Annotated in this window: 11 protein-coding genes; 9 read left to right on the plus strand and 2 right to left on the minus strand. The window is 36.0% G+C overall.

What is annotated here, in order from left to right; translation table 11 throughout:
* Positions 1-1536, plus strand: a complete 1536-nt coding sequence (locus DCS95_RS18665) for a YifB family Mg chelatase-like AAA ATPase (RefSeq protein ID WP_116772316.1) — start codon at positions 1-3, stop codon at positions 1534-1536.
* 26 nt (positions 1537-1562) lie between these two features.
* Here the strand turns inward: DCS95_RS18665 and DCS95_RS18670 are convergent, their stop codons facing one another.
* Positions 1563-2126: a hypothetical protein gene (locus DCS95_RS18670; RefSeq protein ID WP_116772317.1), complete on the minus strand. Its 564-nt coding sequence runs from the start codon at positions 2124-2126 to the stop codon at positions 1563-1565.
* 11 nt (positions 2127-2137) lie between these two features.
* On the minus strand, positions 2138-2584 hold the full coding sequence (locus tag DCS95_RS18675; RefSeq protein WP_116772318.1) for a hypothetical protein: 447 nt from the start codon (positions 2582-2584) through the stop codon (positions 2138-2140).
* Positions 2585-2797: 213 nt separating this feature from the next.
* On the opposite strand from DCS95_RS18675, the gene DCS95_RS18680 reads away from it, so the two are divergent.
* From DCS95_RS18680 to ilvN, 8 genes are all read left to right on the plus strand, one after another.
* Complete coding sequence (locus DCS95_RS18680; RefSeq protein ID WP_116772319.1) at positions 2798-3991, plus strand: Nramp family divalent metal transporter; 1194 nt, start codon at positions 2798-2800, stop codon at positions 3989-3991.
* Between the two features lie 3 nt (positions 3992-3994).
* Positions 3995-4735 carry a 5-oxoprolinase subunit PxpA gene (pxpA, locus tag DCS95_RS18685; protein WP_341865207.1) on the plus strand — a complete coding sequence of 247 codons (741 nt, stop codon included), beginning with the start codon at positions 3995-3997 and terminating at the stop codon, positions 4733-4735.
* Positions 4732-5469 (plus strand): 5-oxoprolinase subunit PxpB, encoded by a 738-nt coding sequence (gene pxpB / locus DCS95_RS18690; protein ID WP_116772320.1) that lies wholly within the window; start codon positions 4732-4734, stop codon positions 5467-5469. Before pxpA ends, pxpB begins: the two co-directional genes overlap by 4 nt.
* The gene (locus DCS95_RS18695) at positions 5462-6301 is read left to right on the plus strand and encodes a 5-oxoprolinase subunit C family protein (RefSeq protein WP_116772321.1); all 840 of its coding nucleotides are present in this window, start codon (positions 5462-5464) and stop codon (positions 6299-6301) included. The genes pxpB and DCS95_RS18695 overlap by 8 nt, the downstream gene beginning before the upstream one ends.
* Before the next feature lie 391 nt (positions 6302-6692).
* Positions 6693-8369, plus strand: a complete 1677-nt coding sequence (gene ilvD / locus DCS95_RS18700; RefSeq protein ID WP_116772322.1) for a dihydroxy-acid dehydratase — start codon at positions 6693-6695, stop codon at positions 8367-8369.
* Positions 8370-8462: 93 nt separating this feature from the next.
* Positions 8463-10196: a biosynthetic-type acetolactate synthase large subunit gene (gene ilvB / locus DCS95_RS18705; protein WP_116772323.1), complete on the plus strand. Its 1734-nt coding sequence runs from the start codon at positions 8463-8465 to the stop codon at positions 10194-10196.
* Positions 10197-10217: 21 nt separating this feature from the next.
* Positions 10218-10796: an O-methyltransferase gene (locus DCS95_RS18710; RefSeq protein ID WP_116772324.1), complete on the plus strand. Its 579-nt coding sequence runs from the start codon at positions 10218-10220 to the stop codon at positions 10794-10796.
* 64 nt (positions 10797-10860) lie between these two features.
* On the plus strand, positions 10861-11379 hold the full coding sequence (ilvN, locus tag DCS95_RS18715) for an acetolactate synthase small subunit (protein ID WP_116772325.1): 519 nt from the start codon (positions 10861-10863) through the stop codon (positions 11377-11379).
* Positions 11380-11390 lie beyond the last annotated feature (11 nt).

An 11390-nucleotide genomic window follows, 5' to 3' on the forward strand; every position in this document is an offset into this window, starting at 1 on the left:
ATGCTTACAAAAGTTTATGGGAGTGCCGTATTTGGCGTAGAGGCCACTACGATTACTGTTGAAGTCAATATCGATAAGGGTATTGGGTATCATTTGGTAGGTTTACCAGACAACGCAATTAAAGAAAGTAATTATAGAATAGCGGCGGCGCTGCAAAATAATGGATATAAGATTCCAGGTAAAAAGATTACCATAAACATGGCACCCGCTGACCTCAGAAAAGAAGGTTCAGCTTATGACCTTACCCTGGCATTAGGTATCTTGGCGGCTTCTAGTCAAATTAAATCAGAAAATATTGAGAAGTATATCATTATGGGCGAATTGTCCTTAGATGGTAGTCTTCAACCCATTAAGGGGGCGTTACCAATTGCCATTAAAGCGCAAGAAGAGGGTTTTACAGGGTTTATTTTACCAACCGCCAATGCTAAAGAAGCAGCTATTGTGGGCGATTTAAAAGTATATGGCGTAGATAACATTAAGCAGGTGCTAGAATTCTTTGATCAAGGGGTTCCTTTAGAGCAAACTATTATTGATACACGAGAAGAGTTTTATAAAAGTTTAGACTTTCCAGAGTTTGATTTCTCGGATGTTAAAGGGCAGGAAAGTATAAAGCGTTGTATGGAGATTGCCGCCGCTGGAGGTCATAATATTATTTTGATAGGACCACCGGGTGCAGGTAAAACCATGTTGGCAAAGAGATTGCCATCCATTCTACCGCCTATGACTTTGCATGAAGCTTTAGAAACCACTAAGATTCATAGTGTTGTAGGTAAAATCAAGAATATGGGACTCATGAGTCAGCGACCGTTTAGAAGTCCACATCACACAATTTCAGACGTCGCACTTGTAGGTGGAGGAGCGTATCCGCAACCAGGGGAAATTTCCCTTTCTCATAACGGAGTGTTATTTTTAGATGAATTACCGGAATTTAAACGGGGTGTCTTAGAAGTAATGCGCCAACCTTTAGAAGATAGGGAGGTAACTATTTCTCGTGCACGTTTTACGGTAACCTATCCAAGTAGCTTTATGTTGGTGGCTAGTATGAACCCTAGTCCAGGTGGTTATTTTAATGATCCAGATGCACCTGTGACTTCTTCCCCGGCAGAAATGCAGCGGTATTTAAGTAAAATATCGGGTCCGTTGTTAGATCGAATAGATATTCATATTGAGGTAACTCCGGTACCGTTCGAAAAACTATCCGAAGAAAGAAAAGGGGAGAGTAGTGTAGATATACGTAAGCGCGTTACTGTGGCACGTGAAATTCAGACCAAGCGTTTTCAAGAATTGGAAAATGTACATTATAATGCTCAAATGAATACTAAGCAAATTCGTGAATATTGTAAGCTTGATGATAAATCTAAGGCATTGTTGAAAAATGCAATGGAAAGATTAAACCTTTCTGCTAGGGCTTACGATAGAATTCTCAAAGTAGCTAGAACTATAGCTGATTTAGCCGGTGAGCAGGCATTGAACGAAAATCATATTTCAGAGGCCATTCAATACCGTTCACTCGACAGAGAGGGTTGGTTAGGGTAAAATTTTAGACAATGAGACTGTTTTCATTACGAATACAATTCTTCATTATTTATATCGTCTTCGTTCTTTTTAGGAGCCGTGAAAATATCTCTTAATATGTAACCGGTAACTATGGTAAGACCTAAGGTAAGTGTGGGTATAGAGTAATCCCAACTTAGTAAATGCATTAGTCCGCCACAGATAAGAGTAATTACACCAATGACCATTACAAAATTCCAAATGATTTCTGTAATACTGTTGCTAGAGTTACCTTCTCTTGACATAAAATACGACGTGCCTTCCATTGCAAACCATGCAATGAATGTAAATGCCGTTCCAATTTGAAAAAATAGGGTATGGGTAAAATCTAAAATCGTTAAAAGTCCGTTGGTAGTCCAAAAAAGTACTAATGCCATCTTAATAAGATCAACGGTCTTTTTTTCTTCTTTTTTCATGAAACGTAATGCGTACAGTACCAGTATTGCGGCAAACGAAATGAAAATTATCCCTTTTGAAAAAGGCCAGTGAAGAATACGCATTACCATACCGATTAACAGAGCGGCTATGGCCGCCCTAATCGGATTTTTGTATGCTTTTTTAGAATTATCCATAGTCCATAATTTTAATTGATTACTTTAATGTTGGCTTTTAGACCTTCCATAATTCCTATAATGTTGTTTACGGTTTCGTTTAAATAATAGCGTACAACTATATGGGGAATTCTAATGGTAGTAAATCCATTTTTAAAGGAGTGCATTGCTTCTTCTAAATTGTTGATAGCTTCATGTTCTGTAAGCTTATCATATTCAGAATCAATTTCAATATTCAATTTTACACGCGAGATGGCTATATCTATAGATTTTTTACCGTCCCACCATTCTAGCATAGAACTTACACCTGCTTCTTTTAAGGCATAATAAAGCTGTATGGCTTCTAAAGGTGTATTATGTTTATTGATCAATTGTTTAATGCGTTCATGATGCTTAGCGCAAAGTTCTACGCCTGCACTCTCCATTGCATTTTTATGATCTAAATATCCAAGTTCTTTGTTACATTCTAAACAAATCATTAATAGGTTAAGTTTAAGGTTTGGGGATAGCTATAACCCAGTTATTTTTGGATTATTATGTTAAATCGATGAATGACGTTCAAGTTTTAGATGAACTGCAATTTTTTAGATTAACGGTATTTTAAAATGTTAAAATTGTGGTGAAAATGAATTTAAGGATGGTGTGGAAAGTCGATTTAACCAATTATATTTACAAGAATGTAAAATTAATCGATGTTTAAGAAATTAGGTCCCGGAGTTCTTGTAGCTGCAGCGTTTATTGGTCCTGGTACAGTTACTGCATGTACCTTGGCCGGAGTAGATTTTGGTTTTAATCTGCTGTGGGCTATGCTGTTATCAATAATTGCCACTTTTATATTGCAAGAAATGTCTGCACGTTTGGGTATTGTAACACAAAAGGGTTTGGCAGATGTTATAAAACAAGAACTGCATAACCCTATAATTAGAAATAGTGTTATTGCTTTAATATTTTCGGCTATTATAATCGGTAATGCATCTTATGAGGCGGGTAATATTGGAGGTGCAGTTTTGGGTATGGAGGCCTTATTCGGTATCAATTACAGTAGCTTGTACCCTTTTGTGCTTGGAGGTGTGGCTTTTGTTCTGTTGTTTTTAGGAAGTTATAAAGCTTTGGAAAAGGTATTTATATTTCTGGTACTGATCATGAGTTTGTCTTTTGTAATGACGGCTATATTGACCAAGCCAAATATTTGGGAATTGATTAAAGGGCTGTTTTTACCTACTGTTCCTGAAAATGGTATTCTTTCCATTATTGCACTGGTTGGTACAACTGTAGTGCCGTACAATCTCTTTTTGCACGCAGCGTTGGTAAGTGAGAAATGGAAATCTAAGGACGATTTAAAATTGGCAAAAAGAGATACGTTGATTTCTATTATGCTTGGTGGTATGGTATCTATAAGTATTATAATTTCTGCAGCAGCTATTAACTCTTTAGAGGTAAATAATGTTATGGATATGGCGAAGGCCCTAGAGCCATTGTATGGATCAGCTGCGCTGTACTTTTTAGGCATCGGGATGTTTGCCGCAGGTATCACTTCTTCAATAACAGCACCTTTGGCCGCTGCTTACGTAGCTAACAGTTGCTTTGGTTGGAATGCTGGTTTAAAGGATACAAAGTTCAGAATGATTTGGATGATTATTTTATTTCTCGGAGTTTTCTTTTTGTCCTTTGGTATAAAACCTATTGAAATTATAAAATTTGCCCAAATAACCAACGGATTGCTGTTGCCCATTATCGCTGTATTTTTACTTTGGGTTGTCAATAGGATAGGAGTGATGGGCAAGTATAAGAATACTACAATACAGAATGTATTTGGAGTACTGATTATTCTACTTTCTGTTTTGTTGGGAGCTAAAAGTATATTAACGGTATTAGGGTTATTGTAAATAATGATGAGAACTATCGATATTAATAGTGATGTTGGGGAAGGTGTTGGAAATGAAAAAGAGTTGTTTCCAATGATAAGTTCTTGCAATATTGCTTGTGGCGGGCATGCGGGTTCTAAAGAGACTATTCGATGGTGTTTAGAGTTGGCAAAGGAATTTAATGTAAAAGTAGGTGCACACCCTTCATATCCAGATAAGGAAAATTTTGGACGTGTAAGTATGTCTATCTCTGATGCTGATCTTATTAAAAGTATACAAGCTCAAATGCAGTTATTTGAATCGGTACGTAGTAAATTGAATACGCCACTGCATCATATTAAACCCCACGGCGCTTTATACAATGATATTGCTAAAAATGAACAATTGTCCCAAGCATTTTTGAAATCAATTGAAGCATTTAAAGATGAGGTTTATTTATATGTACCTTTTAATAGTGTAGTTGAAAAAGTGGCCAAGAAAAATGGTTATAAAGTATTGATTGAAGCTTTTGCGGATCGTAATTATAATAACGATTTAAACTTGGTATCTAGAAAAGAGGATAATGCCATAATTTCAAATGAAGAAGAAGTTCTCAAACATGTTTTGAGAATGGCTAAGGATAACGTGGTTAAAACGATTAAAAATGAAGATATAGCAATGAATGCAGATACCTATTGTATTCATGGCGATACACCGTCTGCATTGCAAATTTTAATGTATATTACAGAGCATTTGCCAGAATATAATCTACAAGTAAAACCGTGAATTCCCCTAAAATTAATATCAAACCATTTGGAGTACATTCTGTGTTAATAGAATGGCCTAATGAGGTTAGTGAGCACATCCTGGAAAAAATACTTCATTTTGAAACGTTTTTAAGTAAAGAAGTACTTACTGAACATGATTGGGAGCTGGTACCTTCCTATAATTCCCTACTTGTAATAAACAGGACGGAAGAAATCGATTTTGCGAAAATATCTGCTGATATTCATAGTTGGTATGGGCAGTTGAAAGAAACAGCAAAACCAGATAGGTACTTATGGAGATTGCCGGTAACTTACGATTTAGAATTTGGTTTGGATCTTGAAGACGTAGCCAGCCAACTAAACAAATCAATTGAAGAAGTAATTGCCTTACATACAGGTGCGACCTATACGGTTTACGGAATTGGGTTTTTGCCTGGTTTTATGTATTTGGGCGGTATAAACAAAGAGTTGGAACTGCCTCGTAGAGCTAACCCGAGACCTAAAGTGTTAAAAGGAGCTGTAGGTATTGCAGGTAAGCAAGCTGGCATTTATCCCCAAGAATCTCCTGGAGGATGGAATATTATCGGAAATTGTGCTGTACCTATTTTTGATGCATCTAAAGAAAACCCTTGTTTTGTAAGTGTTGGAGATAAAATTGAATTTTATAAGATATCTAAAGCAGAACACGACCTTCGTTTAATTGAAGCTGAAGTGGGCATATATAAACCTGAAAAAATTAAGATAGATGCTTAAAGTTCTAAAAGCAGGTTTTTATACCACCGTTCAAGATTCTGGTAGATTTTATTATAGAAATAAGGGTGTGCCAGTCTCTGGGGTAATGGACGACATGTCTGTTTTTAAAGTGAATTCTTTACTGGAGAATAAAGTGACGGATGCAGTATTGGAAATTACCATGACGGGACCAACATTGGTTTTCGAAGAAGAAACATATATGGTACTTGGCGGAGCTGAAATGTCTGCAACCTTAAATAATTCACCCATTCAAAATTATAAGGTTTACCTTATAGAAGTGGGTGATGTGCTTTCTTTTGGTCGCTTGGAAAAAGGCTTCAGGTCTTATTTGGCCGTTAAAGGAGGATTTAAGACCAAAGAGGTATTGGGCAGTAGATCATATTATAAACCGATAACCAAATTCAATAGGTTAGTTGATAATGATGTGGTGCCATTTTCTCCACAGAAAGAGTTTCAACCTAAGATTTCAGAAATTAAGGTAGCATCTTTTTTAGATAGGTCTGTGCTAGAGGTAAGCAAAGGTCCGGAGTTTGATCTGTTGAACGATCGACAACTTGAGGAGATTTTTTCAAAAACTTTTACTGTTGCTCATGAAAATAACAGAATGGCATATCAAATTACCGAAACCATAACATCACACTCAATTTCAATGCTAACGTCTGCAACAATTCCTGGAACGGTTCAACTCACACCTGCCGGAAAATTGATTGTTTTAATGAAAGACGGTCAAACTACTGGTGGCTATCCAAGAGCGGTTCAATTGACCGATAAGGCAATCTGTATTTTAGCACAAAAGAAAGGCGGAGACGCAATAAGTTTTAAATTGGTGTAATTTGATACTTTTTACGTCGATTTTGTTAAGGGGTTAATTTTGACCTATTTTTTCACTACTATTGTAATATGAAATTATCAAACCTAAATATTGAAGTAGTCATTGTCATTCCTAACCGGAATTGATATAGCTTTTCATTGTATGGAAAAACCTGTATCAGATTTATTTGATGCAGGTTTTTTTTGTGGTTTACTATGAATATGGAACAGTTTTAAAGTATTGAATATGATATATGATGATTGTTTAAATACCTGATTTTAAATTGTTTAAGTAGTTTTTTGTTAAAATGAATTTGTATTGACCATTATTGTTAAAAACTGAAATTTTTATAAACTTTTATCTTTGGTTTAACGGTATTAGAAAATCAAGATAAGCATACGAGATTTATATTATGGAATTAAATAAATACAGTAAAAATGTTACTCAAGATCCAACACAACCAGCAGCGCAAGCAATGCTATATGCAATTGGTTTTAAAGATGAGGATTTTAATAAGCCATTAGTTGGTATTGCAAGTACAGGTTATGAAGGTAATCCTTGTAATATGCACTTAAATGATTTAGCAAAGTTGGTTAAAGAGGGGGTTAACTCTAAAGAAACTGTAGGTTTAATTTTTAATACTATTGGTGTTAGTGATGGTATTTCTATGGGTACACCAGGAATGCGTTTTTCATTACCATCAAGGGATATTATTGCAGATTCTATGGAAACTGTAGTTCAAGGAATGTCTTATGATGCACTGGTGACAGTTGTAGGATGCGATAAGAATATGCCAGGTGCATTAATGGCAATGTTACGTTTAAACCGTCCTGCTATTTTAGTATATGGAGGAACTATAGCATCTGGTTGTCATGAGGATAGAAAGTTAGATATTGTATCTGCATTTGAGGCATGGGGTGAGAAAGTAGCTGGTACTATGGATGAAAAAAACTATAAATCCATTATTAAAAAATCGATTCCGGGAGCTGGAGCTTGTGGCGGTATGTATACGGCAAATACAATGGCTTCTGCAATAGAAGCTCTAGGAATGTCTATGCCATATAATTCTTCTAACCCTGCAATCAGCAATAATAAAGAAGAAGAGTGCATTGCAGCTGGAAAGCAAATGCGTATTCTTATTGAAAAAGATATTAAACCTCTAGATATTGTAACACGTAAGTCTTTAGAGAATGCTATTCGTTTGGTAACCATTATGGGAGGTTCTACCAATGCAGTATTACATTTCTTAGCAATTGCAAGAGCGGCAGATATAGATTTTACGCTAAAAGATTTTCAGCATATAAGTGATACTACCCCATTCATTGCAGATTTAAAACCTAGTGGTAAATATTTAATGGAAGATGTTCATAGAATAGGTGGTATACCAGCAGTTTTAAAATATTTGTTGAAAAATGGTCTTTTACATGGAGATTGTTTAACTGTAACAGGAAAGACTTTAGCGGAGAATTTAGAAAGTGTTCCAGATTTGGAAGAAGGTCAAGATGTTATTATGCCTTTAGATAAGCCAATTAAGGCAACTGGGCATCTAAGAATGTTATACGGCAATTTGGCCGAAAATGGCTCTGTAGCAAAAATTACAGGAAAAGAGGGTTTGTTGTTTAAAGGAACAGCAAAAGTATTCAATAGTGAGTATGATGCTAATGATGCTATACGAGGTGGTAAGGTAGAAAAAGGAAATGTAGTCGTCATAAGATATGAAGGTCCTAAAGGAGGCCCTGGTATGCCAGAAATGCTAAAACCTACTGCTGCTATTATGGGTGCAGGTTTAGGTAAAGATGTGGCATTGATTACAGATGGTCGTTTTTCAGGAGGTACACATGGCTTTGTAGTAGGGCATATTTCGCCAGAAGCACAAGAAGGTGGTACCATTGCTTTAGTTAAAGATGGAGATACAATTGTAATAGACGCAGAAACAAATTCAATTAATGTAGAAGTGTCTGATGAGGAATTAGCGAAACGTAAAGAAGCTTGGGTAGAGCCAGCTTTAAAGTTTAAAAAAGGAGTATTATATAAATATGCTCGTTCCGTCTCTTCTGCTGCGCAAGGTTGTGTAACCGATGAGTTTTAAATAACACCGGCTAGATTTTATTTAACGCTAGTAGGATTTTAATATCAGGTAATTGTAGCTCTTATATGCAATGCCTGAATTTGATTATTAATTATGGAAACAGTAAAAGAGAAAAAAATAGGTACGGATTCCAAGAAAACTATAAAGATTTCTGGAGCAGAAGCAATAATTCATTGTTTGTTGGCAGAAGGTGTCGAAACAATGTACGGCTATCCTGGTGGGGCTATTATGCCCGTCTACGATGAGTTATATAAGTTTCAAGATAAATTAACGCATATTCTTACCAGACATGAACAGGGTGCTACGCACGCTGCTCAAGGGTATGCACGTGTTTCCGGTAAAGTGGGTGTTGCAATAGCAACTTCAGGTCCTGGAGCTACCAATTTAGTAACGGGTCTAGCCGATGCTCAAATAGATTCTACACCTATGGTGTGTATCACTGGTCAGGTAACAAGACAGTTGTTGGGTACAGATGCTTTTCAAGAAACCGATATTATTGGTATTTCTACTCCTGTAACCAAATGGAATTATCAAATTACCGAAGCTTCTGAAATTCCGGAAGTAATGGCAAAAGCCTTTTATATTGCAAAATCAGGTAGACCGGGTCCGGTATTGGTTGATATTACCAAAAATGCACAAATAGAAGCCTTCGATTTTTCTTATGAGAAGTGTACTGCGGTAAGAAGTTATAAACCAGTGTCAAAACCGAATTCCGATGCTATACAGGCTGCTGCCGATTTAATTAATAGCGCCAAAAAGCCTTTTATAGTTTGGGGGCAAGGGGTAATTCTTGGTAGGGCGGAAGCCGAATTGAAAGAGTTAGTGGAAAAAACGGGTATTCCTGCTGCATGGACTATTATGGGTGCATCTGCATTAGATACTTCTCACCCTTTAAATGTGGGTATGGTAGGTATGCACGGTAACTACGGCCCTAATGTACTTACAAATGAATGTGATCTTTTAATTGCAATAGGTATGCGTTTTGATGATCGTGTTACCGGTAGGTTAGAAGATTATGCCACACAAGCTAAGGTAATTCACTTTGAAATTGACCCGGCTGAAATCAATAAAAATGTACATGCCGATGTTGCGGTTTTAGGTAATTCTAAAGAAACTTTAGGTTTGATTTTGCCATTGTTGAATTCTAATAAGCATGAAGCATGGCATGATATCTTCAAAGAAAAGTATAAGATTGAATTTGATACCATCATAAAAAATGACATTCACCCAACCAAAGTAGGCTTAACTATGGGCGAGGTGATTGAAGAAATTAATATGGCATCCAATAACAAAGCGGTTATCGTTTCAGATGTTGGACAACATCAAATGATCGCTTGTAGATATGCTAAGTTTTCAGAATCTAAAAGTAATATCACATCTGGTGGTTTAGGTACTATGGGCTTTGCGCTTCCTGCAGCTATCGGTGCCAAAATGGGTGCTATGGATAGGGAAGTTGTAGCTATCATTGGAGATGGTGGATATCAAATGACCATTCAAGAGCTTGGTGTGATATTTCAACATAACATACCTGTAAAGATTGTAGTATTAAACAATGAGCACTTGGGAATGGTTCGTCAATGGCAAGAGTTGTTCTTTGAGAAAAGATATGCATCTACCGTAATGGTGAATCCAGATTTTGTAAAAATTGCTGAAGGATATAGTATAGAGGCAAAACGTATTTCTGAGCGTAAGGATCTAAAATCTACCATTCAAGAAATGATGGCTTCAGATAAACCTTATTTCTTAGAGGTAAAAGTGGAACAAGAAGATAATGTGTTCCCTATGATACCTTCTGGTGCTTCGGTCTCTGAAATTAGATTGAAGTAAGAAATGCATTAAGGCAATCTCATGAACGATACCAACATACAGGATATTCCAAAAATTCATAATGAAATAACTCGTAAATCTGAGGAAATCGGATTTTCGATGCCGTCAGATTTGTATGTAGGTAGCTTCCTTAAAACCTTAATTGCTTCTAAACCAAACGGACATTTTTTAGAAATAGGTACCGGCATTGGTCTTAGTCTGTCTTGGATGGTTGAGGGTATGGATGCTGATTCTAAATTGATATCAGTAGATAACGATGAAGAGCTAACCACTATCGCAAATAATTATTTTGGAAAAGATGATAGGGTTGAACTTATTTGTAAAGATGGTACTGAATGGATAAAGGAATATACTGGTGAGCAATTCGATTTAATTTTTGCCGATGCATGGCCAGGAAAGTATAGTGAGATCGATGAGGTTTTAAATTTAGTTAAGTTTGGCGGATTTTACATTATAGATGATATGACAAAACAGCCTAATTGGCCAGAAGGTCATGAGGATAATGTAATTGCATTAACCGAATATTTGGAACAACGCAAAGATTTACAACTGACAAAAATGAACTGGTCTACCGGTTTAATTATGGCAGTAAAGAAGTAGTATAGATTAATAATAATGATACCATAAAATCCTTTTAGCAAAAAGGAATAGGTAATTGAAGCTTATGGAAAATAAATGGTTTACAATTTCGGTATATTCAGAAAATAATGTAGGATTACTGAATAGAATATCGGGTATATTTTTAAAAAGACATATCAATATAGAGAGTTTAAACGTCTCTAAATCAGAAATTGACGATGTTTCTAAATTTACGATCGTAGCACATACCACAGAGAAATGGGTGCATAATATTGTCGGTCAGATCGAAAAGCAAATAGAGGTGATCAAAGCATTTTACCATACCGATGATGAAACTATTTATCAAGAATCTGCTTTGTTCAAAATAGCATCGGGATTGTTATTCGATGAACGTCAAATTCAAAATATTATAAAAGATAATAATGCACAGATTGTCACGGTTTCTAGAGATTTCTTCGTTATCGCCAAAAGCGGAAGAAGAAATGAGATTGATGACATGCACGATGAATTAAAACCTTATGGTATTATGCAGTTTGTGCGTTCCGGTAGAATTTCGGTTACGAAAGATGTAATGGATATTTCTGCAATACTTAAAGAATTTTAATAAACGAGAAT

Origin of the sequence: Maribacter litoralis, from assembly GCF_003075045.1 — a bacterium.
Lineage (GTDB): Bacteria > Bacteroidota > Bacteroidia > Flavobacteriales > Flavobacteriaceae > Maribacter > Maribacter litoralis.

Coding starts and splice junctions, on each gene's coding strand:
- DCS95_RS18665 (WP_116772316.1), top strand. CDS start 1: ATGCTTACAAAAGTTTATGGGAGTGCCGTATTTGGCGTAGAGGCCACT.
- DCS95_RS18670 (WP_116772317.1), bottom strand. CDS start 2,126: ATGGATAATTCTAAAAAAGCATACAAAAATCCGATTAGGGCGGCCATA.
- DCS95_RS18675 (WP_116772318.1), bottom strand. CDS start 2,584: ATGATTTGTTTAGAATGTAACAAAGAACTTGGATATTTAGATCATAAA.
- DCS95_RS18680 (WP_116772319.1), top strand. CDS start 2,798: ATGTTTAAGAAATTAGGTCCCGGAGTTCTTGTAGCTGCAGCGTTTATT.
- pxpA (WP_341865207.1), top strand. CDS start 3,995: ATGATGAGAACTATCGATATTAATAGTGATGTTGGGGAAGGTGTTGGA.
- DCS95_RS18695 (WP_116772321.1), top strand. CDS start 5,462: ATGCTTAAAGTTCTAAAAGCAGGTTTTTATACCACCGTTCAAGATTCT.
- ilvD (WP_116772322.1), top strand. CDS start 6,693: ATGGAATTAAATAAATACAGTAAAAATGTTACTCAAGATCCAACACAA.
- ilvB (WP_116772323.1), top strand. CDS start 8,463: ATGGAAACAGTAAAAGAGAAAAAAATAGGTACGGATTCCAAGAAAACT.
- DCS95_RS18710 (WP_116772324.1), top strand. CDS start 10,218: ATGAACGATACCAACATACAGGATATTCCAAAAATTCATAATGAAATA.
- ilvN (WP_116772325.1), top strand. CDS start 10,861: ATGGAAAATAAATGGTTTACAATTTCGGTATATTCAGAAAATAATGTA.